Here is a 25,523-nt window from a genome sequence, read left to right on the forward strand (position 1 = left end):
GGCTCTGGAAGCACGGCCGGCACGACGCATCCCGGCTCTGGAAGCACCCGCCCGCACCACGCATCCCGGCTCTGGAAGCACCCGTCGGCACCACGCATCCCGGCTCTGGAAGCGCGGGCTAACGCCGTGCCATCCTCACGTGGCCGCCCAAGCTCGCGCCGGAAGCCGTGTCGTCAGCTCCGCCTCCGGCCGAGGAACTCGCCCGCCGTACCCCGGAAGATGGCGCCGGCCGTACCCTCGAAACGCCCTTTTGCGCGTCTCAGGGGCGGGACGCGTCGGGAGGGGCGGTGGGGAGGGGGATCGAGAGGGAGGCCTCTGTGCCGCCGCCGTCGCGGGGGGCGAGGGCGAGTTTGCCGGACAGTTCCCCGACCACCAGCGTGCGGACGATCTGGAGGCCGAGGCTGGTGGAGTTCTCCAGGTCGAAGTCCTCGGGCAGGCCCAGGCCGTCGTCCCAGACGAGGATGTTCAGGCGCTCGGGCTCGGCCTTCACCACCACCTGGAGGCGCTTGGGGCGGCCGTGCTGGAGGGCGTTCTGGAGGAGTTCGGTCAGGGCCATGGCCAGCGGGGTGGCGATCAGCGACGGGAGGATGCCGAACGCGCCCACCCGGCGCGGGGTGACGGCGGCCTCGGGGGCCGACACCTCTCCCGCCATGGCGATCACGCGGTCGGCGATGTCGTCGAAGTCCACGAACTCCTCGGGGGCGTGCGAGAGCGTCTCGTGCACGATCGCGATCGAACCCACGCGGCGCACCGCCTCTTCCAGTGCCTCCCTGCCTTCGGGGACGCGCAGGCGCCTGGCCTGGAGGCGGAGGAGGGCGGCCACGGTCTGGAGGTTGTTCTTGACGCGGTGGTGGATCTCCCGGATGGTGGCGTCCTTGGTCATCAGCTCGCGTTCGCGGCGGCGCAGCTCGGTGACGTCACGGATGAGGACCAGCGCTCCGATACGGCCGCCGCCCACGATCAACGGGATCGCCCGGAGCTGAACGATCGTGCCGCCCGACTCCACCTCGGTCTCCTTGGCCGCGCGCCCGCTGGCCACGATCATGAGGTCCTCGTTGATGGGCTCGTCGGAGTAGCAGAGCTGCGCGGTGACGCGGCCCAGCTCGGCGCCCACCAGGTCGGCGTGCAGGCCCAGGCGGCGGTAGGCGGACAGGGCGTTCGGGGAGGCGTAGGTGACGCGTCCGGCACGGTCCAGCCTGAGCAGGCCGTCGCCCACCCGTGGCGAACGCACCAGGATCGGCTCCTCGCCCGAGAACGGGAACCGGCCCTCCGCCACCATCTGGGCCAGGTCGGAGGCGCTCTGGAGGTAGGTGAGTTCGAGGCGGGAGGGGGTGCGGGCCGACGACAGGTTCGTGGAGCGCTGGATGACGCCGATGAAGCGGCCGGAGCCGTCGGGCAGCGTGCGGCGTACCGGAATCGTCTCCTCGCGGACCGGAACGCCCGTCGACCAGTCGGGGTCGCCCTCGCGGCAGATGCGGCGCTCGTTCCAGGCGGTGTCGATCAGGTGGCGCTCGCCCCGGCCGACGACGCTGCCGACGATGTCGTCGTGGTAGACGGTGGGGCCGGTGGTGGGGCGCATCTGCGCGATCGCGATCCAGCCACGCTCCTCGAGCAGGGGCGTCCACAGGATGAGATCGGCGAACGAGAGGTCGGCCAGCAGCTGCCAGTCGGAGACCAGCGAGTGCAGCCAGTCGAGATCAGCCTCGTCAAGGGCGGTGTGGCGGACGACGAGGTCGCTGAGAGTCGGCACGAGTGCATCATGCGTGCTTAACACCGCAACAACCAAACCGACCACCCGCGACACGGGCCGGTTCACGCCCTACCGGACCAATCCCGGGCACAACTACCCGATTGCCCATGGGGCTGCCGGGGCGGGGATGCGAAACGCCGGTAGACCGGAGGAGGGCGCACGGACACGGGCACGTGGGGCACAGCCACCCGTGACGCCAGCGCCGGAGGGCGCAAGCGCGGTGGGCAGGTGGAGATTGCGGCGGGCGGGCGGGGACACGGGCGGGCGGCCGGAGGCGTAAGGCGTGGTGGACCCGAGGTGCGGTGGGCGGGTGGCCGGAGCTGTGGTGGGCGGGTGGAGCTGTGGGCCCGCGGAGAGGTCGGGGGTGCGGGGCGGGGGCTGGGTGAGGCGGCTAGGACGGGAAGAGTGGGGGGATTGTGCACTCAAATGGGTTTTTTCGGGAATCTCACATTGTGAGAACCGTCACACTGTCCCAATCACTCAGTTCCCCGGCCGGAACTGTGCAGGCGACCCGGAGGTGACCAGCACGTTGATCGACTCAGCGAGGTCGTTCACCTCGGACACGGCCGCAGCCCAGGCCCGCGTGAGCGCCGCACGCCCCGTGGTGGATATCCTTCTCAGTCAGCCTGAGCTGCCAGTACGCGCGCGTGTCCAGGCGGGCGAGCCGGCCGCCATGGCCCGCGAGTCCGGCCTGGAAACCCGCGTCCCGGCAGGAGCTGTCGTGCCGGTCGTCCGAGGGGCGCCGGAGGCCGCACCGGGGGCCGCCGCCACCTGTGCGGAGCACGGCGTACGCGTCGGATGCCTCCGTCCGCCGCCAGTGCCCACACGACACTCTTGCCTGTGGTTGACCGCTCGGGCCAATCTGAGTTCCGATGATCTCGCGGTGATCAGACACGCCCTCACCGCCGTGGCAGAAGTGAAGGTGAGAGCGTGACTGAGGACCCCCCTCGCGTACCTAAGTACTACGACGTCAAACGCAGCCTGCTCGAACTGACCAAGAGCCTGCCGCCGGGTACCGCACTGCCGCCCGAGCGGACGCTGGCCGTACGCTTCGAGACGTCGCGCACGACGGTGCGCCAGGCGCTCACCGAGCTCGTGGTGGAGGGCAGGCTGCTGCGCATCCAGGGCAAGGGCACGTTCGTCGCCCAGCCCAAGGTGGCGCAGGTACTGCAGCTGACCTCCTACATCGGCGACCTGCGCACCGCCGGCCTCGAACCGGACACCAAGATCCTGGAGATCGGCTACATCACCGCCGACGAGCCGCTCGCCCGCCGCCTGGCCATCAACCCGGGCGGGCGCGTGCTGCGCATCCACCGCCTGCGCCTGGCCAACGGCGAACCCGTCTCCATCGACACCACCCACCTCTCGGCCCGCCGCTTCCCCAGGCTGCGCCGCGAGCTGGAAGTGCACTCCTCGCTCTACGAGACGCTGCACAACGCCTACAACGTGCGCCTCACGGACGCCGAGGAGATCATCGAGACGGTCCTCGCCACGCCGTACGACGCGAAGGCCCTCGGCGTGGACGTCGGCCTCCCGATGCTCCTGCTGACCCGCCACGCCTTCGACGCCGACGGCAATCCGGTCGAGTGGGCACAATCCCTCTACCGCGGCGACCGCTACAAGTTCGTCACCCGCCTGCGCCGCCCCTAACCGACAACCCCCATTCCCCATTACGGCAAGCCGCACCACCCACTCCCCGCCGACACCCGCGCACCCCAGTCGCCTCCACGCCCACCGGGCGCGCCGCCACCTCACCGTGACGGCCGCCCCCTGGGCCACCCAAGTGGCCGCCACCGTGGGCCAACCAGACCGCCCACGCCACCCCGCCCTGGGCCACCCAGGTGGTCGCTATCGTGGGCCACATGAGTGTCGTGGTAGTCACGGGGACCGACACCGGAGTGGGCATGACGGTCGTCACCGCCGCGGTCGCCGCCCTGGCGAGGCGGCGGGGTGCGAACGTGGCCGTGGTCAAGCCCGCCCAGACCGGCGTGAAGCCCGGCGAACCCGCTGATCTGGACGAGGTGATCAGGCTCTCCGGGGTCACCACCACCTTCGAGTTCGCCCGCTACCCAGACCCGCTCTCGCCCGCGGCCGCGGCCCGCGCGAGCGGTATGCCGCCGGTGTCGCTGCCCGAGGTGGCGGTGCGGGTGCGGGAGCTGGCGGAGTCGAACCAGCTTGTCCTGGTCGAAGGCGTGGGCGGCCTGCTGGTGCGCTTCGACGAGGACGGCACCACGCTCGCCGACCTGGCCCGGCTGCTGACCGCGCAGGTGCTGGTCGTGGCCGGCCCCGGGCTCGGCACGCTCAACCACACCGCGCTGACGCTGGAGGCGCTCGCGCACCGGGGCCTCGACCTGGCCGGGCTGGTGATCGGGTCGTGGCCGGACGAGCCGGACCTGGCCGAGCGCCTGAACGTGGCCGACCTGGAGATGCTGGCCGCCCGTCCGCTGGCCGGCGCGCTTCCCGCGAACGCCGCCGGTCACCCCGACTTCGCCGCACTGGCCCACGCCGCCCTCGGCCCCACGCTGGGAGGCGGCTTCGACCCAACGAGGTTCCGCCAGACGTTCAAGCCCGCGCGGTGACCGCCCAACGTCCAACCCGCGAAGTGACCGTCAGGCGTTCCGGCAGCGGGCCTCCGGCAGTCCGCACACCCGTGCCGCCATCGTCCTGGCCTGCTTCACCAGCGCCTTGAAGTCCTTGACCGGCAGCCCGCGCCCGGAGTCGCCGACCTCGATGTAGATGAGCACCGCCGCGCCCTTCCTGACCGCGGCGAAGCGCATGGACCCCTCGTAGTCCCTCTGGACCGCCCTGATGCCCTCGTCGCCGACCTTGAGCGGACGGCTGGTGTAGGTGGACTTCAGGAAGTCCTCGCCGCTGACGGCGCAACGCTTCAGGTCGGCGCGCAGGCCCTTCATGACCGTCTTGGCCGCCTTCACGTCGCGGTAGAGGGCCACCTGCTCACCCCAGGACTCGACCTCGACCGTCTTGACGATCGTCCTGGAGGCGATCCGGCCCCGGTCGGTCGCCTTCTTGCCGGACCAGTAGCGGTGCTCGCACGGGTCGAGCAGCAGGCCCGCCGTACGCGCATCGCTGATCTTCCATTGCTCGACGTCCTTGTGCGGCCCGCGCGCCGCGGCCTCCGTCAGCAGGAAGCCCTTCGGCAGTGCCGAAGAGGCGGCCTGCGCGGGCACGCCCCAGGCCAGCGTCACGGTCGCCGCCGCGAGCGCGATCCCTGTCTTCATCATCGTTCCTCCCCTGTTCCGGTCCCCCTTCGTGAGATGCGGATCGTGGCCCGGTGGTTCGGGCGTAAGGCATGCTCGTGGGGTGGGGCTAGCACCACCCCCACTTCGCCCAGCAGGCCCCTGTCGAGGATCGGCGGCCAGTCCATAGGTTGGAGAGCATGAAAGTCCCCCGCCCCTGGTCGGCGCGTACCTGGCTGGACACGGCGCATGTCGTAACCGGTGTGCCGATCGCCGTGGTGCTCGCCGTGCTGACGGTGGTGCTGGCCGTTCTGCCGCCGGTGCTGCGGCGTAGCGTGCGCGGCCTGACCGCGGTGCAGCGGTCGCGCCTGGCCGCCTTCCTGGGGTTCGTGCTGCCTCCGGTGCCGCGCAGCACGGCCTGGCGCGACCGGCGGTTGTGGCGGCAGATCGGCTTCCACCTGCTGGCGCCGGTGCTGAGCGCGTTCGCCGTGGTGCTGGTCTGCGGGTTGTGGGGAGGCGGGGTGGTGGGGCTGACCGCGTTCCTGCAGCCGGTGCTGCAACCGCCGCCGGGGGTGTTCAAGTTCGATCTGCGCAACCCGGTCGTGGCGTCGTTGTTCACGGCCGTGGGGCTGGCCATGCTGATGCTGGCTCCGATCGCGGCGCGGGCGATGGCCGTACTGGAGATCTCGATCGCGCGGGCGCTGCTGGGCCCCAGCCACGCTGAGCTCGGCGAGCGCATCGAGAACCTCCAGGAGAGCCGGGCGGGCGTGATCGACGCCGCCGACGCCGAGCGCCGCCGTATCGAGCGGGACCTGCACGACGGCGCCCAGCAGCGGCTGGTGTCGCTGGCCATGAACCTGGGCCTGGCCCGCGCCACCCTCACCGACCTGCCGGCGCCCGCCAAGGAAGCCATCGAGCAGGCGCACGAGGAGGCCAAGCAGGCCCTGCGCGAGCTACGCGACTTCGTGCGCGGCCTGCACCCCGCGGTTCTCAACGACCAGGGCCTGGACGCGGCCCTGTCCGGCGTCGCCGCCCGCTCCCTGGTCCCGGTACGGCTGCGCGTCGACATCGCCCAGCGGGTCTCGCCCACCATCGAGGCGGTCGCGTTCTTCGTGGTCTCCGAGGCGCTCACCAACATCGCCAAGCACGCCCAGGCGCGCTCCGCCGAGATCTCGGTGCGCCGGCGCGACCAGTGGCTGACGCTGACGATCGTGGACGACGGGCGGGGCGGGGCCAGCATGGAGGGCGGGACCGGACTGCGCGGGCTGGCGCAACGGGTCCGCTCGGTGGATGGATCGCTGCACCTGGAAAGCCCGCTCGGCGGGCCGACGATGATCGAAGTGGAGCTACCGTGCGAGTAGTGCTGGCCGAGGACTCCGTCCTGCTCAGGGAGGGGCTCATCCGGCTGCTCGAAGCCTCCGGCATGCAGGTGGTGGCGACCTCGGGCGACGCGGAGGGGCTGCTGCGGGCCGCCGACGAGCACCGGCCCGACCTCGTGCTGACCGACGTCCGGATGCCGCCCACGCACACCGACGAGGGGCTGCGCGCCGCGCTCGTACTGCGCCGCCAGCAGCCGGAGCTGGCCGTGCTGGTGCTCTCGCAGTACGTCGAGGAACGCTACGCCGCCCAGTTGCTCTCCTCGGCGACCGGCAGCGTCGGTTACCTGTTGAAGGACCGGGTGGCCGACGTGACCGAGTTCATCGACGCGCTGCGCCGGGTGGCGGCGGGCGGCACGGTCCTGGACCCCGAGGTGGTCTCCCAGCTCCTGCTGCGCGGGCACAGCGACCCGCTCGACCGGCTCACCCCGCGCGAGCAGGAGGTGCTGAAGCTGATGGCCGAGGGCCGCTCGAACGCCGGCATCGGGCAGGAGCTCGTGCTCAGCGAAGGGGCGGTCGGCAAGCACATCGGCAACATCTTCACCAAGCTCGACCTCTCGCCCGCCGAAGGCGACCACCGCCGGGTGCTGGCGGTCCTGCACTTCCTCAAGATCAGGAGCGTGCCGTGAGGGTGGCCTGGCTGACGTTCGGCGCCGTGCTGACGGTGCTCGCGCTGTTCTTGGCCGGCGGCGGGATGTGGGCGGGCTTCGCCCGCGCCCGCCCGCCGACGCACCAGAGCACGCGCACCATCCCCTTCGTCGGCAAGAAGCTCCAGATCGAGGCGCGCGGCGAGGTGAGCGTGTCGATCGTGCCGGGCGCCGCCGGCGAGATCCAGCTCGACCAGCGGCTGCGCTGGTCGGAGACGCGGCCGAACGTCTCCGAGGACTGGAACGGCACCACCCTGCGCCTGGCCGCGGACTGCCCCAACGTCAACGACGACCGCGGCTTCACGTGCGACACCGACTACACGGTCTTCGTGCCCTCGGAGACCGACCTGGACGCGACGGTGGAGGCCGGCACCCTCCGGGTCGACAGCCTGTACGGCGACGTCCGCATGACCACGGTCTCCGGGGACATCGGCATCACCCAGACCGTGGGCAAGTTGTGGGCGCGCAGCGGTTCCGGCAGCATCCGCGCCTACGACCTGCGCGGCGAGGAGGCCGACACCGAGACCGGCGAGGGGCAGGTCGAGCTCAACTTCCGTGAGCGGCCCATGAACGTGAAGGCGCTGGTCCGCACGCAGGGCGACATCAGGATCACCGTGGAGGACGGCGCCTACGACGTCACCGTCCAGGCGGAGACCCCCGACGTCGACGTGGTCCACGACCCTTCCTCGGTCCGCAAGATAGACGCCCGTGCCCAGTACGGACGGGTCGACATCTGCTGCGGATGATCATGGCGAGGCGAACGACCCTCTGTTTGAGGGGGTGACTGGTTGGTAGGTTCCCGGCATGGAGTCCGCGAAGCATGCCGGTGACGCAGCCGTCGCCGTGTCCAAGGCCTATGGCATCGAGACCATGTTCACCCTCTCCGGAGGCCACGTCTTCCCGTTGTACGACGGCGCGGTGCACGAGGACATGCGGATCCTCGACGTACGCCACGAGCAGAGCGCCGTCTTCGCCGCCGAGGCCACGGCGAGGCTCACCCGCAAGCCCGGCCTGGCGGTGCTGACCGCCGGCCCCGGCATCACCAACGGTGTCAGCGGCGTCGCCACCGCGCATTTCAACGGCTCGCCCCTGGTCGTGATGGGCGGCCGGGCCCCGCAGTCGCGCTGGGGCAGCGGCGCGCTCCAGGAGCTGAACCATCCTCCCCTGCTCGAACCGATCACCAAGCTGGCCTTCACCGCCACCGGCCCCGACTCGATCGGCCAGGACGTCGAGATGGCCTTCCGCACGGCGATCGCGCCGCACCGCGGGCCGGTGTTCATCGACTTCGCCATGGATCACCTGTTCTCCCCCTCCCCGGCGCACGCCGCGGACACCCAGACCCCGTCGCCGCTGGAGCCGGATCCGGATGGCATCGCGGCGATCGCCCGGCTGATCGGCGAGGCGGAGCGGCCGGTGCTGGTGCTCGGCTCCGACGTGTGGATGGACCGCGCCGAGGAGGCGGCCCGCGACTTCGCCGAATCGTGGAAGCTGCCGGTGATCCTCAACGGCCAGGGCCGCGGCATCCTGCCCGCCGGGCACGAACTGCTGGTCACGCGCGCCCGAGGCCAGGCGTTCGGCGAGGCGGACCTGGTCATCGTGGTCGGCACCCCGCTGGACTTCCGCCTGGGCTACGGCTGGTTCGGCGGCAAGAACGGCACTTCGCTGGCGCGCGTGGTGCACATCGTGGACGCGCCGTCACAGCTCGCCACACACATGCAACCGGCCGCGTCGGCCGCGGGCGACCTGTCGGTGGTCTTCTGGAGCCTGGGTACGGCATGCGGCGAAGCCGACATCAAGCCCGCCCGCTACGCCTCGTGGACGGCCAGGCTGGCCGAGACCGCGGCCGCGGCCGTCGCCGCCGACGCCGACCTCCTGGCCGCCGGCTCCGACCCGATCCACCCCATGCGCATCTACGGCGAACTGGCCAAGATCCTGGCCGACGACGCCGTGGTGATCGGCGACGGCGGCGACTTCGTCTCCTACGCGGGCAAGTACGTGGAGCCGAAGCAGCCGGGCAACTGGCTCGACCCCGGCCCGTACGGCTGCCTGGGCACCGGCCTCGGCTACTCGATCGCCGCCCGCCTGGCCCGCCCGTCCTCGCAGGTCGTGCTGCTGCTCGGCGACGGCGCCGCCGGCTTCTCCCTCATGGACGTCGACTCCCTGGTACGGCACGGCCTGCCCGTCGTCATGATCTGCGGCAACAACGGCATCTGGGGCCTGGAGAAGCACCCGATGCAGATGCTCTACGGCTACGACGTGGCCGCCGAACTGCGGCCGCAGACCCGCTACGACCAGGTGGTGACGGCGCTGGGCGGTGGCGGTGAGCTGGTGACCAGGCCGTCGGAGATCGGTCCCGCGCTGCGGCGGGCCTTCGACTCCGGCGTGCCGTACATGGTGAACATCGCGACGGACCCGCAGATCGCCTACCCCCGCAACACCACGGGGGTCTGAGGCGGCTACTGCTTGAGGCTCGGCGTCGGCGTCGGAGAGGGCGTCGGCGTCGGGGAGCAGAGCTCGGTGTTGACCAGCGTCAGCTGGACGACCTTCTTCAGCTCCAGCTTGGTGCCGGCGCCCGGACTCTGCTCGACCACGGTCAGGCAGCGCTCGGGGAACTGGCCGCGTTCCTGGTCGTCCACGCGGACGGTGAACCCGGCGGAGGTGATGATCCTGCGGGCGTCCGGGTACTTCATGTTGACCACCCCCGGCACCGGCCTCTTGATCGCCGGAGTGGGCGACGGCGTCTTGGTGCCCTTCGTGGCCGACGGCGTGGTCGTGGGCGTCTTGGTCGGCTCGGACGTCTTGGTCGGCTCCGGCTCCTCGGTGGGCTGTTGCCTGGTCGGCTCGCGCGTGGGCTCGTCGGCGGTGGGCGTCGGCCGGTGCCTGGTCCTGGTGTTCTTGGGCGGCGGGGGCTTGGTGGTGGTCTCCTCGGAGCCGACCCGCGTGGCGGGCGTCTCCGGGTCGCCGTCCGTGGTCATCCCGGTGATCGCGATCGCGCCCGCGCCCACGCCGAGCACCAGGGCGACGGCGATCGCGGCGACCAGCCCACCCCTGCGGCGGGCCTTGGACGCGCGCCGGTTGCCGCGGCGCGGCTGGGCGACGGTGGTGTTGTCGTCGGACGGCGCGGCGGGCGGCCCCTGGACCGCTCCCGTCTGGTACGCCTCGACCGGCGGCGCCATCGTGGCACCGGTGACCACGTCGGGCACCTCGCCGGCGGCGACCTGGCGGGAGGCGCGGCTCATCTCGGCGGCGCTGGCGAAACGCCTGGCCGGGTCCTTGGACAGCGCCTTCTCCACCAGCGCGCGCACGGCCGGCGGGATCTCGGCGGGCAGTGGTGGCGGAGCTTCCCTGATGTGCTTGAGCGCGATCGTGACCGCGCTGTCGCCGTCGAAGGGGCGCTGGCCGACGAGGCATTCGTAGGCGACCACGCCGAGCGCGTAGATGTCGACCGCTGGGGTGACGGGGGCGCCTTCGGCCTGTTCGGGCGCGCAGTAGGCGGCGGTGCCGAGCACCATGCCGGCGTCGGTGAGCCGGTTGGCCAGGTCGGAGCGGGCGATGCCGAAGTCGGTGAGCACGAGCGTGCCGTCGCGCTGGACCATCAGGTTGCCCGGCTTCACGTCCCGGTGCACGATGCCCTGGTCGTGTACGGCCTGCAGCGCGGAGGCCGCCTGCGCGATGAGCTCCATCGCGGGTTCCGGCGCGATGCGGCCGAGGCGGATCAGCAGGCGGTCGAGCGGTTCGCCGTCGACGAACTTCATCACCAGGTAGACGGTGTCGCCGCTGACTCCGTAGTCGTAGACGTCCACGACGCCCGGGTGGTTGATCGTGGCCATGGCCCGTGCCTCGCCCTGGAAGCGGGCCACGAAGCCGGGGTCGTCCATCCGACCTGGGAGCAGCACTTTGACAGCGACGGTCCGCGCGAGGACGATGTCCTCCCCACGCCAGACCTCGCCCATGCCACCGGCGCCGATGCGGGTGTCGAGGCGATACCTCCCCGCCAGCGTCGTCCCTTGCGCGACCATGTCTCCCCCGGTACCCCCTGCCTCTCCAACCCCAGACACCAACAAAGCGAACTTGTGTCGCAGCGGGGTAACACAGAGGTCACGGAACTTCGAGAGTGTATGACCCTGGCGTCCCACACGCCACTCATATGCCACAAGCCGTACAAACCCTATCCTGCGGCCTTCTGCTGGACCTTGTCCGCGTTTCCCGGAGATCCGGGCCCCACCGGTGCCATCCGCACCACCAGTAGGCTGAGGGCCATGACGCTCGTTCCCGGTCTCCGTGCCCAGTTGCTCATCATGGTCGAGCGTGAGGACACCGCCACCAAGATCGGCAGCGGTGACGTGCCGGTGCTGGCCACGCCGCGACTGCTCGCGCTGGCCGAGATGGCCACGATGCAGGCCGTACGCCCGCATCTGGGCGCGGGCGAGACGTCAGTCGGGACCCGCGTCCAGCTCGAACACCTGGCGGCCAGCCCGGTCGGCACCCACGTCGAGATCAGCACCGAGCTCACCGAGGTCGACGGCCGGCGACTGGTCTTCAGCTTCGTCGCCCGTGACCGCACCACGCTGGTCGGACAGGGCACGATCGAGCGGGTCGTCGTCGACCGCGAACGGTTTATGGAGCGCGCTACTCGATGACGGCGATCAGGTCGCCTTCCTGGATCACGTCACCCTCGGCGACCTTGAGCTGCGCCACCACGCCGGGGTCCTCGGCGAGGACGGGGATCTCCATCTTCATCGACTCGAGAATGACCAGCGTGTCGCCGTCCTCGACGGCGTCGCCCTCCTGGACGACGACCTTCCAGACGTTCGCCACCATCTCCGCGCGTACCTCGGCCACGGGTGCTCCCCTCTTCCTGACGATCCAACCATGTCACGTGCGCTATGCGCGCATACGCCCGACCAGACCCGTGTCGTAGTCCCCGCTGACGAACTCCGCGTTGTCCAGCAGTTCCGCGCAGAACGGCAGGTTGTTCTTGGGGCCTTCGACGGCGAACCCGGCGACCGCGTCCTTGGCCCGGTCGATGGCCTGCGCGCGGCTGTCGCCGTACACGCACAGCTTGGCCATGAGGGGATCGTAGAACGGAGTGACCGTGTTGCCTTCCACGTAGCCGGAGTCGACCCGGGCGTCGGCCGGCTCCCGCCAGACCGTGATCTTTCCAGGTCCGGGGAAAAAGCGCTTGGGATCCTCGGCATAGACGCGGAACTCGATCGCGTGGCCGCGCGGCTCGGGGCGCACCTCGGGGTTCTCGCCGGCGGCCACCCGCAGCTGGAGCTCCACCAGGTCGAGGCCGGTGACGAGCTCGGTGACCGGGTGCTCCACCTGGAGCCTGGTGTTCATCTCCAGGAAGACGAAGTCCTGCTTGTCGGCGTCGACCAGGCACTCCACGGTGCCCGCGCCCAGATATCCCACCGCCTCGCCGGCCCGCACCGCGGCGGCCAGCATGCGCTCGCGCAACTCGGGCGTGACACCGGGCGACGGGGACTCCTCCACGACCTTCTGGTGGCGGCGCTGCACCGAGCAGTCGCGCTCGCCCAGCGCCACGACGCGGCCGTCAGGCAGTCCGAGGATCTGCACCTCGACGTGGCGGGCCCGCTCGATGTAGCGCTCCAGCAGGATCGCCGGACCGGCCGGCACGTCGCCCTCGCCACCGGCCGTGGCCGCTCCGGCGAAGCGCGCCGCCGCCCTGGACGCCTGCTCGAACGCCTTGGCCAGCCCTTTCTCGTCGTGCGCGACGCTCATCCCGATACCGCCACCGCCGCCGGCCGTCTTCACCATGACCGGATAACCGATCTCGGCGGCCGCGGCCACGGCCCGCTCCAGGTCGGTGGCCGGCTCTCGGGTGCCCGCCGCCACCGGCACACCGGCGGCCTCCATCAGATTGCGCGCGTTGATCTTGTCGCCCATCTGCTCGATCGCCTCGGGCGCGGGTCCGATCCACACCAGCCCGGCCTCGGTCACCGCACGGGCGAACGCCGCGTTCTCCGCGAGAAAGCCATATCCCGGATGTACGGCACGCGCCCCCGCCAGCCGGGCCGCCGCGAGCACCTTTTCCACGTCGAGATAGGACTGCGCGGGATTGGCAGGGCCGAGCGGCACCGCTTCGTCGGCCTCGGTGACGAACGGCAGATCGGCGTCGGCCTCGGAGTAGACCGCGACGGCGCGCAGGCCCAGCCGCTGGACCGTGCGGATGATCCGCCGCGCGATCTCGCCTCTGTTGGCGATCAGAACGGGACCCAGAGTCCCCAGGGTCGCTGTAAGCACGCGCTCACCCTACGACCGCGCCCTCGGCCACCCCTGCCCGGCGAAACCGCCGATCCCGGGCGGGTTCTCTGTAGGAACCACACAAAGGCGAAGGGCAAGAGTGCCGTCAAACCCCCTCGAACGGCCCGCCACTTTGTACGAGGCCGGAAACCCTCCTGATCTCCGTCCCGACACCCCTAAATCCGGTGGGCAGGCGCCCTGTCGACCACGCGGGCCAGCCCGCCGATGCAGGCGGCGTCGTACTCGGAGCCGCCCGCCAGGCGCAGCCTTTCGAGTGCGGCACCGGCGCGGTCGCGGTCGGTGGAGCCGCCGACGAGGTCGTCATAGGCGTTGGCCACCTTGATGATGCGGCTCGACAGCGGCGGGTCCTCGTCGATCGGGTCGCACTGGCGGCGCACCACGTCGGCCACGCGGTCCAGCACGCCGGTCTGCCTGATGACCTCCGCGCCCAGCTCGGCGATCCGCCTGGCCTGCTCGGGATCGGTCAGCACGGTCGCGCCGCCCGGGATCGGGTCGCGCAGGGACAGCTGGCCGATGTCGTGCATCAGCGCCGCGTACTCCAGCTCCAGGAGTTCCGGCTCGGACATGCCCAGTTCGCGGCCGATCGCCACCGACAGGCGGCTCACCCTGCGGGAGTGGCCGGGCTCGACGTAGCCGCCCACCTCGGTCACCCGCGACAGCGCGCGTACCGTCTGCAGGTACGTGGCGCGGATGCCGGCGTACTTGCGGAAGGCGACCTGCGTGACCAGCAGGGGCGCGGCGAAGACCACCAGCGCCACCAGGTCCATGCTGTGGGAGGCCAGCGCGAGCAGCACGCCGGAGGCCGCGACCGCCGCGCCCAGCGGGAAGGCGGTGCGGACCTCGTCGCTGACCGCCACCTTGAACGCGGTGCGCACCTGCTCGGCGCGGAGCATCGCGGCGATCAGCACGTCGATGCCGAGCGTGAGCGCGATCAGCGTGACCATCACCGTCAGCGCGGGCCACCAGGTGCCGCGATCGCCCAGCGTCAGCTCGTGCAGGGTGCCGGCCAGCGGGCGGAAGGCGAAGGCCAGCAGCGCGCCGGTCAGCAGCCGCCTGGCCATCGCGTCCAGGCGCGGCGGGCGGCCCACCGCCAGATGCGGCAGCGCGCCGGCCATCATGCCGACCGCGATCACCGCCACCACCTGCAGCGCCGAGTGGCGCAGCGGGTTGGTGGCCAGGTCGAGCAGGAGTGTGTAGCCGAGCGCGGCGGCGGCGCCGATCGGGGCCACCTCCCTGTTGCCCGGCATGGTCAGCCGGGCCAGCTCGCCGACCGCGATCAGCGCGCCGAAGCCGATGGCCACCTCCGGACGGTCGAGCCCGACCGCCGCGGTGTGGGCCACCCCCGCCACGGCCACCAGCCCGGCGGCGCAGATCAGCAGCAGCTGCCCGGAGTCCAGGCCCTGAAAAGCGCGTTTCATTGGCCCGTCACTACTTGGATCGGCATGGTCGGATCGTCGTGGTCCTTGATCGTGGCGGCGTCCTCGGGCGGCGGCTCCACCCGGCGCTGCGGCTGCCACGGGTTGCGTTCCAGCGCCTTGATGAACGCCGCCACCATGACCGGATCGAACTGGGTGCCCGCGCCCCGCTCCAGCTCGTCCACCGCCACCTCGACCGGGCGCGCGCCCCGGTAGGAGCGGTCGGAGGTCATCGAGTCGAACGCGTCGGCCACCGCGATGACCCGGGCGAACTCCGGGATCTCCGGCCCGGCCAGCCCCATCGGGTAGCCCTTGCCGTCATGGCGCTCGTGGTGGTGCATGATCCCGGCGAAGGCCTCGTCGAGGAAGTCGATGCCGCGCACGATCTCCAGGCCCCGCATCGGGTGCAGCTGGATCGCGGCGAACTCCTCCTCGGTCAGCGGGCCCTCCTTCTGCAGCACCTTCGTGGGCACGCCCAGCTTGCCGACGTCGTGGAGCATGCCGGCGTAGCGGATGGCCCGCAGCCGGTCCATGCCCATGCCGATCTCCTGCGCGATCATGGTGGAGGCGAGCGAGACGCGCGTGCAGTGGCCGCGGGTGTAGTAGTCCTTCGTCTCGACCGCCTGGCACAGCGCGGCCATCGTGGCGTCGTAGGAGCGCTGCTGCGCGTGGTACTGGCCGAAGGCCCACCTGGCCACGAACAGCGGCAGCAGCACCAGCACCGCGGAGATCGACTGGATCGTCGCCCACAGCCCCGCCACCAGCAGGCCGAACGTGCCGTAGCCGAGATAGGTCAGCAGGAACTGCACCATGCCCCGCATCGGCACCTCGCCCGCGCTCACCTGCGTGGCCAGCGAGATCATCGTGAGCGTCAGCACGATGTTGAGCGGCACGAAGACGGCCGTGGCCGCCGCGTAGGGGCCGATCAGGTCGTCGAACGCGTTGACCTGCGGGACCCCGGAGACTCCGCCTAACTGCTGGTAGACCCAGCCGGCCGCGTATCCGCACAGGGCGAACTGGGCGCCGTTGAACAGCCGCTTGATCAGCGGCAGGCCGGGCCGTACGCTCAGGACCGCCGTGAGGCCGACCAGCGCGGCGCCCTCCATTCCGATGAGCACCACCGCGGCCAGCGCGGCCGAGAAGCTCACCGACACGGCGAACTGCTCCACGTTGAGCAGCGTCGGCATCGACTCGCACACCAGGAACAGCAGCGCGAGCACGAGCAGGATGCCGAGGCTCTCCGAGGGGACCAGCTGCCCCTTGGTGATCAGGCTGTGGGCGAACAGCGCGGTCGCCGCGCCGATCACGGCGAACAGATAGACCTTCGCAGGCCACGAGAGATCACGCATTGCGGCTCCCCTTTGGAGCTCAGGTCCAGGAGACTCCGGGCGGGAGGGCGCCACCGCCCCCGCCGGTCGCCAAGAGGAGAACCACCGGTGTGATCAGCACGAGCGCCGTGATCAGCCGGGCGGTCGAAACCTTCAACATCCACTTCCTCCACGTCGAATTCTGTGATTCACGCTACAGAAGTTGACGTGCTGAAACGGGTGGAGTCGAGAATCGCAAGCAAAGCGTAATCAAGCCACTACCTGCGGCAACTCCGCCTCCACTCGACCGTGGCACGCAGGCCACTGGCCAGGTCACTCGCGGGCTGCCAGGAGAGCCCGTCGTAGGCGGGCACCGGGTCGACGGCCATGGCCGGCAGGTCGCCCGGCCTGGGTTGCGCGAAGCCCGGCTTGTCCTGGGCGCCCACCGCGTCGGCGATGAGCGAGTGCAGGCGGCGGTCCGTGGTCTGGATGCCGGTGCCCAGATTGAAGCGGCACGCGTTGCCCTCGGCGCCGCACGCGCGTACGAAGCCGTCGACCACGTCGTCCACGAAGACGTAGTCGCGGGTCTGCGTGCCGTCGCCGTAGAGGACCGTGGGCACGCCGTTGAGCAGGGCGTCGGTGAAGATGGCGACGACGCCGGCCTCGCCGTCGGGGGACTGGCGCGGGCCGTAGACGTTGGAGAGGACGAGCGTGGTGTACTCCAGGCCGTACAGGGCGTGGAAGGTCGACAGATACGTCTCGGCGCTGAGCTTCGATGCCGCGTACGGCGAGCGGGGGTCGGCCGGGGCGTCGGCGGGAACCGGGATCGCGGGCGGCCGGCCGTACACCGCGACAGAGGAGGCGAACACCACCTTGCGGCTGCCACCCTCGCGCGCGGCGGCCAGCACCGACGCGGTGCCCTCGACGTTGACCCGCGCGTCGTGCACCGGGTCGGCCACGCTCCTGCGGACGCTGATCTGCGCGGCCAGGTGACAGATCACCTCGGGCTTCCACTCGGCGCCCAGCGCGATCATCGCGGGGTCGCGGATGTCCAGCTCGCACAGCCGGAAGCGCTCATGCGTCAGGGCGCCGGCCAGGTTGGCGCGAGCGCCGGAGGAGAAGTCGTCCACGGCGACCACGTCGTGGCCGTCGCCCAGCAGGCGGTCGACGAGATTCGACCCGATGAAACCGGCTCCTCCGGTGACCACCACGCGCATGGGGAAGATCTTAGTCGGACAGCTCCGCCCGGACCTGCTCGATACGGCCGAGCACCTTGGACCTGAGATCGGCCGGCACCGGATCACAACCGCAGTGCTTGGCCACGAGCTGCTTCACGACCTTGTCGAGGTCGTACTCCTTGAGGCACGGGTCGCACTCGTCGAGATGCACCCGGATGTCGACGCAGTCACCCTCTCCGAGCTCTCCGTCGATGTAGGCGTAGACCTTGTCCAGCACTTCACGACAGTCGGTGTCATGCGGGTTGCCACAGCTCATTTCGACCCCTCCGCAGGGACAAGGCCACGGTCGCGAGCATAGTCCTCGAGCAGGCTCCGCAACTGCCTGCGGCCGCGGTGCAGCCGGGACATCACGGTGCCGATCGGGGTGCCCATGATGTCGGCGATCTCCTTGTAGGGGAACCCCTCGACGTCGGCGAGGTAGACCGCGATCCTGAACTCCTCGGGCAGCGCCGCGAGCGCCTGCTTGATGTCGCCGTCGGGCAGGTGCTCAAGCGCCTCCACCTCGGCGGACTTCAGGCCGGACGAGGTGTGGGACTCGGCGCGCGCGAGCTGCCAGTCCTCGATCTCCTCGGTGCCCGACTGCTTCGGCTCCCGCTGCTTCTTGCGGTAGCTGTTGATGAAGGTGTTGGTCAGGATCCGGTAGAGCCACGCCTTGAGGTTCGTGCCCTCCTGGAACTGATGGAACGAGGCGAACGCCTTGGCGAAGGTCTCCTGAAGCAGGTCCTCCGCATCCGCCGGGTTCCGGGTCATCCGGAGCGCGGCGGAGTAGAGCTGCTCGAGGTACGGCATGACGTCGCGCTCGAACCGTTCACTGCGCTGCTCCAGAGTCTCCGCGCCTGTCGCGGGCACCGGACCCACCCCCCTAAGATCACCGGTGGCCGGCTGTGGCGGTACACCGTACTCAGGGGAGAATACCTGCTTGGCACCAAGTCGCCGGTCACTGGGGCCGGGTGACGGTATCTGTGGACGACCTGCAACTGCGAGCATGCTCGACTCAACCCACCCGCGCCCGCGTCTGTTCCCGCAAGATAGAAGGTGACGAACAACCCGGTGCGGGGAAAATGAATACGTACCGGTTGGTAGCCATTGTCCCGGAACCCAGGAGTCGCGTGTGCTGCCCATTCCGGCCGAGGAACTGAACGGCTCGGGGACCCTCGGGCCGTACTGGACGTTCTATCGCGCGGTCGTCGCCGAACAGCTGAGCAGGTGGCTTCCCGGCCAGCCCTCGGTGATCCTCGACCTGTCCGGCGGGCGCGGACGCTGGTCCGGCCAGGCCGCGCGCGCCGGCCACAAGGTGATCGAGGTCGTCGACTTCCGCAGAACCGCCGACCAGGCCAGGTTGCGCGACGTCAGAGTCCGCCAGGTGCGCTCGGACGACCTGTCCTTCCTGCCCGACGAGAGCGTGGACGCGGTGCTCGCCGAGGAGCGGGCCATGTCGGTGGAGCTCATGGCCGAGTCGGCGATGTCCGACGTGGCCCGCGTGCTGCGCCCCGGCGGGCGCGCGCTGCTGTGCGTCGACTCGCTGGTGCTGGGCATGGCGATCCTGGCCGAGCAGGGCCAGTGGCAGCACCTGCGCCAGACGGGCGAGGTCATGCTCGTACCCTGGCCCGACGGCGGCATCACCCGCTGCTTCAGCAGCGGTCAGCTGCGCGAGCTGCTGATGGGCGCGGGCCTGGAGGTCGAGTGGGTACGGCCGCGCACCGTCCTGTCCCCCTCGACCGTCGACCACGTGCTCGGCTCCGACTCCCGGTCACTGGCCTGGCTGGTGCGTACCGAACTGGAGGCGCACCCCGACGACGACGACACCGTCGGCATCCACCTCGTGGCCAGCGCCCGCAAGTCCTAGCGGCGCCGCTCCTGCTTCGACTGGCACTGCACGCAGCGGGCGGCCTCTGGGCGGGCCTCCAGGCGTCCTTCGGGGACCGGTTTGCCGCAGTCGACGCATGCGCCGTAGACGCCGTCGTCGATGCGCCTGAGCGCGTTCACGACGGCGCGGCGCTGCGCGACGGCCACGTCGAGCATGGCCTGGGCGCGGTCGGCCTCGGTGAGATCGGACCCGGCGTCGGCCGCCGAACGCTCACGCACGGCGACGGGCTCGCCCGTCAGGACCCTTATGGAGCGGTCGAGCTCGGCGAGCATGCTGTCCAGGCGTTCACGAGCGGTCGTGTGGTCCACGAATCCGCACCTCCGGGCCGGTGAGGGGAGCCTGGCGAGACTCCCCGGTGGTCCCGCCCTGCGCAAATAGGGGGTGAATGTGGCGGTGACACCGAGTGAACGGTCGCATCGCTTTTCCACCGGATGCCCATTTGGCGAGGTTCTTACACCTTCTAGAAAAGTCCGCTTTCTCCTGGGTCAGGCAGGGGTTTGATGAGGTCGGGCCCGTTGTTCCGGACATTGTTCACATCTGTGGACACGGGGTGCGCAACCAGCCGGCCCGACTGCGCCGGAATCAACAGCCCCTGGGCCGCCGAGGTGTCGGTGAGCTTCGGGTCGAGCCACTCCGCCCACCGCTCCCGCTCGATCATCATCGGCATCCGGTCGTGGATGTGGCCGAGGTCGTCCTCGGCGTCCGTCGTGATGACCGTGCAGGTGACGAGCCACTTCAGCGGATCGTCGTCCGCGCGGGTCTTGTCCTTCCAGAACTCGTACAGCCCGGCCATCGCCAGCACCCCGCCGTCCTCGGGATGGATGAAGTAGGGCTGCTTCTTCTTTTTGTCGCCCTCTACCGGCATCCACTCGAAGTACCCGTCGGCCGGGATCAGGCAGCGGCGCTTGGCGAACGCCTGCTTGTAGGCCGGCTTCTCGGCCAGCGTCTCGGCCCGCGCGTTGATCATCCGGGAACCCACCGAGGGATCCTTCGCCCATACGGGCACCAGCCCCCACTTGACCACCCGCAACTGCCTGACCGCGCGCTCGGCCTCCTCGGGCACGCGGCTCAGGACCGCGTAGACCTGCTTGGTGGGGGCCACGTTGTAGTCGGGGCTCAGCTCCTTGTCGGGCTCGGCGTCGAGCTCGACCTGGAACTCCTCCAGCAGCTCGTGCTTCTTCCGCGCCGAGGCGTATCTACCGCACATGGCACCACCCTGCCACGTTGACACCTCACCTCATAACGCCCCACTCCCACCTCCCCGCCTTCGCCCTCGCCCTCGCCCCCGCCTTCGCCCTCGGAGCGTCCCTTGGCCCCACCTCCCGCGTGTTCCCCATGCCCGGTCGCCTGTGCCCCAGGGCTCCGGTGCTCTATGTCTCCCTGTTTCGTGCCCCGTGCCTCGTGCCCCGCGTGTCCGTTCTCCGGTCGCCTTGTGCCCCAGGGCTCCCGCGCTCTGCGTCTCCCTGTTCCGTGCCTGTGCCCCGCGTGTCCGCGCCCCACATGTCCGCGGCCCCACATGTCCGCGGCCCCGCGTGTCCGCGCCCCGTGGCCCGTGCTCCGCGTGTCCTGGGTCGTTGGGTCCTTGGGTTCCTGGGGCTCTGGCTGTAGGTGGTTGTCCACAGGCTCTCTCGGTGTTCGCGCCTCCATCCACAGGCTGCGGCCTGCCGTACCGGCTGCCAGTAGTCTTTGACCATGCCCGCTCAGCACTGGCCAGCCCCGGTCGCGACCGCTCCCGTCGCGGCCACCGTCGCCCTGCCCGGCTCCAAGTCGGTGACCAACCGCGCGCTCCTGCTGGCCGCGCTCGCCGACGGTCCAGGCCTGGTCCGCCAGGCACTGCGCAGCCGCGACGCCGACCTCATGGTCGCGGCCCTGCGCGCGCTCGGAGCGGGCTTCGAGGCGGTGTCAGAAACCCCGGCGGGCATCGACTGGCGCGTGACCCCCGGCCCCATCACCGGCGGCTCGAGCATCGACGTCGGCCTGGCGGGCACGGTGATGCGGTTCGTACCCCCGATGGCGGCGCTGGCCGACGGCGAGGTGCGCTTCGACGGTGACGCACACGCCCGTAAGCGCCCGATGGGCCCGATCCTCGACGCACTGCGCGCCCTGGGTGCGACGATCGACAACGACGCGCTGCCGTTCACCATCCGGGGCCCGCTGAGCGGCGGCGAGGTGACGATAGACGCGTCGGGTTCATCCCAGTTCGTCTCAGGGCTGCTGCTGGCGGCGGCCCGCTTCGAAAAGGGCGTAACTATCAGGCACGCCGGTCCGCCGGTTCCCTCACAGCCCCACATCCTCATGACGGTCCAGATGCTCAGGGCGGCGGGGGTGAACGTCGACGACACAGAACCCGACGTCTGGCGAGTCGCCCCGGGCCCGATCGCGGCACGGGAGACGACGGTCGAGCCCGACCTGTCCAACGCGGCGCCGTTCCTGGCCGCCGCCATGGTCGCGGGCGGCTCGGTCACCATCCCCGACTGGCCGCTGAACACCACCCAGCCGGGCGACGTCCTGCGCGACCTGCTCACCCGGATGGGCGCCACCATCGAACTGACGCCAACCGGCGAAGGCGTGGCCAGCCTCACCCTCACCAGCACGGGCACCGCCCTCGGCACCGGAGTCGGAGTTGGGATTGGCGAGACCCGTTCTGGCGAGACCCGTGTTGGCGGGACCGGCGCAGGCGGGACCGGCGCAGGCGGGACCGGCGCAGGCGGGACCGGCGGCGAACAGACCGGCATCAGAGGGGCCGTCGGCGAAGGGACCGGCATCAGAGGGGTCGGCGGAGGAGACGCTGCCGCCAGAGGGGCTGGTGGCGAAGGGGCCGGGACGGGCGGGACTGGCGGCGGGCAGATCATCGGTATTGACGCCGACCTGCGCGACGTGTCCGAGCTGACGCCCACGATCGCCGCGCTGGCCGCCCTGGCCACCACGCCGAGCAGGCTGCGCGGCATCGCCCACATCCGCGGCCACGAGACCGATCGCATCGAGGCACTCGTCACCGAGATCAACCGCCTGGGCGGCGACGCGGAGGAGACCGACGACGGCCTGATCGTACGGCCGCGCGCGCTCCACGGCGGCGTCTTCCACAGCTACGCCGACCACCGCATGGCCACCGCCGGAGCGGTCATCGGGCTGGCGGTGCCCGGGATCGAAGTGGAGAACATCGCGACAACGGGTAAGACCCTGCCGGAGTTCACCCGCATGTGGGGGGAGATGCTGGGGGGAGTAGACCGCTGAAGCGGCGGGAATACGACGAGGACGACGTCAGGGTCAGGCCGGGTAAGGGTTCACGGCCGAGGACCCGGATTCGTCCTGCCCACGAGGACGCCGTCGAGGGCTTCGTGGTCGCCGTCGACCGGGGCCGCTACACGACGCTGGTGGAGGCGGCGCCCGCCGCGTCCGGGGGGCGGGGCCGTAAGAAGGCCAAGCCCGTTCGCCGTCTGGTGGTCGCGATGAAGGCGCGCGAGCTCGGGCGTAAGGGCATCGTCGTGGGTGACCGGGTGGCGATCGTAGGTGACGTCTCCGGCGAACCCGACACCCTTGCCCGCATCGTCCGCGTCGAACCCCGCACCTCGATGCTGCGCCGTTCCGCCGACGACACCGATGACACCGACGGCATCGAGCGCCCGGTCGTGGCCAACGCCGACCAGCTGGTCATCGTGACCGCCCTGGCCGAGCCGCCGCCCCGGCCGCGCATGATCGACCGCATCCTGGTGGCGGCCTTCGACGCCGACATCGAGCCCCTGCTGTGCCTGACCAAGTCGGATCTGGCGCCGCCGGACGAACTGCTCTCCCTGTACGAACCGCTCGGCGTTCCCCACGTCGTCGTCCACAAGGGCGGCTCACTGGAGGAACTGCGCGACCACCTGACCGGTCGGGTCAGCGTGCTGGTGGGCCATTCGGGCGTGGGCAAGTCCACCCTGGTCAACGTCCTGGTACCGGACGCGAACCGGGCAGTCTCCCACGTGAACGCGGTGACCGGCCGCGGCCGCCACACCTCCACCTCCGCCGTGGCACTGGAACTGCCCGAGGGCGGCTGGATCATCGACACGCCCGGCGTACGCAGCTTCGGCCTGGCCCACATCTCGGTGGAAACCGTGCTGGCCGCCTTCCCCGACCTCATCGAGGTCACCGTCAACTGCCCCAAGGGCTGCACCCACCGCGGCCCCGACTGCGCACTCGACGCCTGGGTCGCCGACGGTCACGCCGACCCGGCCCGCCTCGACAGCCTCCGCCGCCTCCTCGCCACCCGCGACCCCGAACCCTCCACCGAGTAACTCCCCCTCGCGCAAAGACGACCAAGGACGCGAACCAGCACTGCCCAGGGCGTGGGGCCGTGACAGCCGGGTGGAGCGGGCAAGGGCCGGGACACCCAGCGGGCCCGGAGCGGGCAAGGACGTGATGCCGTGGCAGCCGAGCTGTTCAAGGGCGTGGGTGGGGTGTCGGTCGGGCGGCGAGGGCGATACGGGCGGCGTGCGGTGTAGACCGGGGGCTCAAGCGGTCAGGGGTCAGGGATCGTGGGTGTTGGCGGGTCGTGGGTGGGGTGTCGGTCGGCCGGCGAGGGCGATACGGGCGGCGTGCGGTGTAGACCGGGGGCTCGGGCGGTCAGGGGTCAGGGATCGTGGGGGTTGGCGGGTCGTGCGTGGGATGTGCGTGGGTCGTGAGGGGTGGGTGGAAGGGTTCTCGGCATGAGAGCACTGATTTTCAATCCGGAACTGTCCATCGCCACCGTGCCCGAGCCTGTGCCCACCGCGTCTCAGGTGCTCATCCGGGTGTCGGCGGTGTCGCTCAACTTCGGTGAGGTGGCCTATCACGATCCTCGGTCGCGGCGGGTGCCCGGGTGGGATGCCTCGGGTGTGGTTGTGCGGGCGGCCGCTGACGGGTCGGGGCCGTCCGTCGGCACTCGGGTGGTGAGCTTTGGGTGGTCGGGGGCCTGGGCGGAGCTGCGGGCCGTGGACACCGCTGAGCTCGCGGTGGTTCCCGACTCTGTGGATCTGGGGGTGGCTGCGGCGTTGCCGGTGGCGGGGGTGACAGCCGTGCAGGCCGTGCGGCGGCTTGGCCCGATCGCCGGTCGGCGGGTGCTGGTTACCGGGGCGTCGGGCGGGGTGGGGCGCTTCGCCGTACAACTTGCCGCTCGTGAGGGTGCGCGGGTGATCGCGTCGGCGAGCAGCCCGGCCCGTGCGGAGGGCCTGCGCGCGCTGGGCGCCGCCGAGATCGTCAGCGACCCCACAGACCTGACCGAGCGCGTGTACGGCGTGCTGGACACCGTGGGCGGCCGGCAGCTGGCCGAGGCGTTCTACCGGCTGGAGGACGACGGCGTCGTCCAGGCCATCGGCCGGGCCGCGAAGCAACCGACGCTGATCGACTTCGAACGGGCGGGCTCCGCCTCGGCACGCGGCCGGATCGAGAACTTCAACGTGAGCGCGCCCTTCGGCCCGGACCTCGCCCACCTCCTCGCGCTCCTGGATCAGGGCGAGCTGGAGGTCGAGATCGGCTGGCGCGGCCCGTGGGGCCAGGCCACCGTCGCGGCCAACGCCCTGCTGTCCCGCGAAGTCAGGGGAAAGGCCGTCCTCACCCTCCCGTGATCACCGCAAACCACCGTTCGGCCCGCGGCACCCATCGAACGAGCCACGCGATCACCCAGCCCCGCGACGAGCACTGCGGCCGCACGAAGAGCCCATCGCATAGGTGGCGCTCCCGGGACGGCTCGTCCGGCTGGTGCCCCGGACCCCGGCGTCCTGGCTGCGACAAGAGCCCGGCTGATGCCTCGGACCCCGGCGCCCAGCGACCTGGCGTGACAAGAGCCCAGCGGCTGAGCCAGGTGGAAGGGATGGCGGCCGTGGGGGCAGCGGAACGGCGAAGGACGGAGCCAGCGGGCAGCGCAAGGGGTGACGGTTGGAACTGGCGGAGCAGCGCATGGCGGAGGTTGGAGCCGGCGGGACTCAGGGGTTGCCGGAAGGTGGGTCAGCGGTTGGGGCGGAGGGTCCAGGAGACGGTCATCTCGCTGACCAGGACGCCCTCGGTGTTCTTGAGCTCCACCGCCACCTCGAACTCCGGCCGCTCCCCCACGTCCAGCCGCCCCACCACCTCGTCCCGCTCGACCTGAAGCCGCGCCTCGGCGGTCACCTCGCCCATGGCCAGCTTCCGGTAGCGAATGGTCGCCCCGGTCGCCAGCGGCACCGCGCGCGACAACTGGTCGCCCAGCGCCGACAGCATGGCCGCCCCGGACGCCGACTCCGCCAGCGTGAACAGGGCTCCGGCATGCGGTCCCGCCACATGGTTGTGGAGGTCGGCACGGTCCGGCAGGCGGCACAGGGCGTACCCGTCGCTCACCTTGTCGAAGACGACCCCGAGGGTGTTCGCGAACGGGACGGTCTGGAGCATGAAAGCGCCCACATCAAAAGCCATGCCGCAATGCTACTCACCAGTAACACATGAAGC

Annotated in this window: 24 protein-coding genes; 11 read left to right on the forward strand and 13 right to left on the reverse strand. The window is 70.8% G+C overall.

Going from position 1 to position 25,523, the window contains the following annotated elements; all coding sequences use genetic code 11:
* Positions 1–259: 259 nt before the first annotated feature.
* Complete coding sequence (locus ACIBKY_RS48820) at positions 260–1,750, reverse strand: histidine kinase N-terminal domain-containing protein (protein WP_379612216.1); 1,491 nt, start codon at positions 1,748–1,750, stop codon at positions 260–262.
* A 930-nt stretch (positions 1,751–2,680) separates the two neighbouring features.
* Here ACIBKY_RS48820 and ACIBKY_RS48825 point away from each other — a divergent pair.
* Together ACIBKY_RS48825 and bioD are read left to right on the forward strand one after the other, a co-directional pair.
* Positions 2,681–3,400: a GntR family transcriptional regulator gene (locus ACIBKY_RS48825; protein ID WP_184972473.1), complete on the forward strand. Its 720-nt coding sequence runs from the start codon at positions 2,681–2,683 to the stop codon at positions 3,398–3,400.
* Positions 3,401–3,612: 212 nt separating this feature from the next.
* Positions 3,613–4,329, forward strand: coding sequence for a dethiobiotin synthase (gene bioD, locus ACIBKY_RS48830; RefSeq protein WP_397108433.1), 717 nt, complete (start codon positions 3,613–3,615; stop codon positions 4,327–4,329).
* A gap of 30 nt (positions 4,330–4,359) precedes the next feature.
* Here bioD and ACIBKY_RS48835 read toward each other — a convergent pair whose 3' ends face one another.
* Positions 4,360–4,992 carry a hypothetical protein gene (locus tag ACIBKY_RS48835; protein WP_397108435.1) on the reverse strand — a complete coding sequence of 211 codons (633 nt, stop codon included), beginning with the start codon at positions 4,990–4,992 and terminating at the stop codon, positions 4,360–4,362.
* A 155-nt stretch (positions 4,993–5,147) separates the two neighbouring features.
* Between ACIBKY_RS48835 and ACIBKY_RS48840 the strand changes: the two genes are divergently transcribed.
* Genes ACIBKY_RS48840 through ACIBKY_RS48855 form a run of 4 tightly spaced genes read left to right on the forward strand, consistent with a single transcriptional unit; the run spans position 5,148 to position 9,421 of the window.
* Positions 5,148–6,308, forward strand: a complete 1,161-nt coding sequence (locus tag ACIBKY_RS48840) for a histidine kinase (RefSeq protein WP_397108437.1) — start codon at positions 5,148–5,150, stop codon at positions 6,306–6,308.
* Positions 6,299–6,952: a response regulator gene (locus ACIBKY_RS48845; protein WP_379612220.1), complete on the forward strand. Its 654-nt coding sequence runs from the start codon at positions 6,299–6,301 to the stop codon at positions 6,950–6,952. Before ACIBKY_RS48840 ends, ACIBKY_RS48845 begins: the two co-directional genes overlap by 10 nt.
* The gene (locus ACIBKY_RS48850) at positions 6,949–7,716 is read left to right on the forward strand and encodes a DUF4097 family beta strand repeat-containing protein (protein WP_397108439.1); all 768 of its coding nucleotides are present in this window, start codon (positions 6,949–6,951) and stop codon (positions 7,714–7,716) included. The genes ACIBKY_RS48845 and ACIBKY_RS48850 overlap by 4 nt, the downstream gene beginning before the upstream one ends.
* Before the next feature lie 58 nt (positions 7,717–7,774).
* Positions 7,775–9,421, forward strand: coding sequence for an acetolactate synthase (locus ACIBKY_RS48855; protein ID WP_397108441.1), 1,647 nt, complete (start codon positions 7,775–7,777; stop codon positions 9,419–9,421).
* Positions 9,422–9,426: 5 nt separating this feature from the next.
* Here the strand turns inward: ACIBKY_RS48855 and ACIBKY_RS48860 are convergent, their stop codons facing one another.
* Complete coding sequence (locus ACIBKY_RS48860; RefSeq protein ID WP_397108443.1) at positions 9,427–10,989, reverse strand: protein kinase; 1,563 nt, start codon at positions 10,987–10,989, stop codon at positions 9,427–9,429.
* A 240-nt stretch (positions 10,990–11,229) separates the two neighbouring features.
* Between ACIBKY_RS48860 and ACIBKY_RS48865 the strand changes: the two genes are divergently transcribed.
* Positions 11,230–11,610 (forward strand): thioesterase family protein, encoded by a 381-nt coding sequence (locus ACIBKY_RS48865; RefSeq protein ID WP_397108445.1) that lies wholly within the window; start codon positions 11,230–11,232, stop codon positions 11,608–11,610.
* On the opposite strand, the gene ACIBKY_RS48870 is transcribed toward ACIBKY_RS48865, so the two are convergent.
* From ACIBKY_RS48870 to ACIBKY_RS48900, 7 genes are all read right to left on the reverse strand, one after another.
* A complete protein-coding gene (locus ACIBKY_RS48870) occupies positions 11,600–11,812 on the reverse strand; it encodes a biotin/lipoyl-binding carrier protein (RefSeq protein WP_397108447.1) in 213 nt (70 codons plus the stop codon). The two genes, ACIBKY_RS48865 and ACIBKY_RS48870, sit on opposite strands and share 11 nt — an antisense overlap.
* Positions 11,813–11,854: 42 nt before the next feature.
* The gene (locus ACIBKY_RS48875; RefSeq protein ID WP_397108449.1) at positions 11,855–13,237 is read right to left on the reverse strand and encodes an acetyl/propionyl/methylcrotonyl-CoA carboxylase subunit alpha; all 1,383 of its coding nucleotides are present in this window, start codon (positions 13,235–13,237) and stop codon (positions 11,855–11,857) included.
* A 176-nt stretch (positions 13,238–13,413) separates the two neighbouring features.
* Complete coding sequence (locus ACIBKY_RS48880) at positions 13,414–14,676, reverse strand: HD-GYP domain-containing protein (RefSeq protein WP_184972453.1); 1,263 nt, start codon at positions 14,674–14,676, stop codon at positions 13,414–13,416.
* Positions 14,673–16,022: an HD-GYP domain-containing protein gene (locus ACIBKY_RS48885; RefSeq protein ID WP_397108451.1), complete on the reverse strand. Its 1,350-nt coding sequence runs from the start codon at positions 16,020–16,022 to the stop codon at positions 14,673–14,675. Before ACIBKY_RS48885 ends, ACIBKY_RS48880 begins: the two co-directional genes overlap by 4 nt.
* Positions 16,023–16,258: 236 nt before the next feature.
* On the reverse strand, positions 16,259–17,197 hold the full coding sequence (locus ACIBKY_RS48890) for an NAD-dependent epimerase/dehydratase family protein (RefSeq protein ID WP_397108453.1): 939 nt from the start codon (positions 17,195–17,197) through the stop codon (positions 16,259–16,261).
* A gap of 10 nt (positions 17,198–17,207) precedes the next feature.
* Positions 17,208–17,474: a mycothiol system anti-sigma-R factor gene (gene rsrA / locus ACIBKY_RS48895; protein ID WP_184972447.1), complete on the reverse strand. Its 267-nt coding sequence runs from the start codon at positions 17,472–17,474 to the stop codon at positions 17,208–17,210.
* Complete coding sequence (locus ACIBKY_RS48900; protein WP_397108455.1) at positions 17,471–18,076, reverse strand: sigma-70 family RNA polymerase sigma factor; 606 nt, start codon at positions 18,074–18,076, stop codon at positions 17,471–17,473. The genes rsrA and ACIBKY_RS48900 overlap by 4 nt, the downstream gene beginning before the upstream one ends.
* Positions 18,077–18,329: 253 nt before the next feature.
* Here ACIBKY_RS48900 and ACIBKY_RS48905 point away from each other — a divergent pair, with 253 nt between their 5' ends.
* A complete protein-coding gene (locus ACIBKY_RS48905) occupies positions 18,330–19,064 on the forward strand; it encodes a class I SAM-dependent methyltransferase (protein ID WP_379638938.1) in 735 nt (244 codons plus the stop codon).
* Here ACIBKY_RS48905 and ACIBKY_RS48910 read toward each other — a convergent pair.
* Positions 19,061–19,393, reverse strand: a complete 333-nt coding sequence (locus tag ACIBKY_RS48910) for a TraR/DksA family transcriptional regulator (RefSeq protein ID WP_397108458.1) — start codon at positions 19,391–19,393, stop codon at positions 19,061–19,063. The genes ACIBKY_RS48905 and ACIBKY_RS48910 overlap by 4 nt on opposite strands.
* A 152-nt stretch (positions 19,394–19,545) precedes the next feature.
* On the reverse strand, positions 19,546–20,292 hold the full coding sequence (locus ACIBKY_RS48915) for an SOS response-associated peptidase (protein WP_397108460.1): 747 nt from the start codon (positions 20,290–20,292) through the stop codon (positions 19,546–19,548).
* Positions 20,293–20,777: 485 nt separating this feature from the next.
* Between ACIBKY_RS48915 and ACIBKY_RS48920 the strand changes: the two genes are divergently transcribed.
* The 3 genes from ACIBKY_RS48920 (at position 20,778) to ACIBKY_RS48930 (ending at position 24,667) form a co-directional block, all read left to right on the forward strand.
* Complete coding sequence (locus tag ACIBKY_RS48920; RefSeq protein ID WP_397108462.1) at positions 20,778–22,319, forward strand: 3-phosphoshikimate 1-carboxyvinyltransferase; 1,542 nt, start codon at positions 20,778–20,780, stop codon at positions 22,317–22,319.
* The gene (rsgA, locus tag ACIBKY_RS48925) at positions 22,316–23,359 is read left to right on the forward strand and encodes a ribosome small subunit-dependent GTPase A (protein ID WP_397108494.1); all 1,044 of its coding nucleotides are present in this window, start codon (positions 22,316–22,318) and stop codon (positions 23,357–23,359) included. Before ACIBKY_RS48920 ends, rsgA begins: the two co-directional genes overlap by 4 nt.
* 411 nt (positions 23,360–23,770) lie before the next feature.
* Positions 23,771–24,667 carry a zinc-binding dehydrogenase gene (locus tag ACIBKY_RS48930; RefSeq protein ID WP_397108464.1) on the forward strand — a complete coding sequence of 299 codons (897 nt, stop codon included), beginning with the start codon at positions 23,771–23,773 and terminating at the stop codon, positions 24,665–24,667.
* Between the two features lie 379 nt (positions 24,668–25,046).
* Here ACIBKY_RS48930 and ACIBKY_RS48935 read toward each other — a convergent pair whose 3' ends face one another.
* Positions 25,047–25,490 carry a DUF4442 domain-containing protein gene (locus ACIBKY_RS48935; RefSeq protein ID WP_397108466.1) on the reverse strand — a complete coding sequence of 148 codons (444 nt, stop codon included), beginning with the start codon at positions 25,488–25,490 and terminating at the stop codon, positions 25,047–25,049.
* Positions 25,491–25,523 lie beyond the last annotated feature (33 nt).

This window comes from Nonomuraea sp. NPDC050394 (assembly GCF_044459065.1).
Lineage (GTDB): Bacteria > Actinomycetota > Actinomycetes > Streptosporangiales > Streptosporangiaceae > Nonomuraea.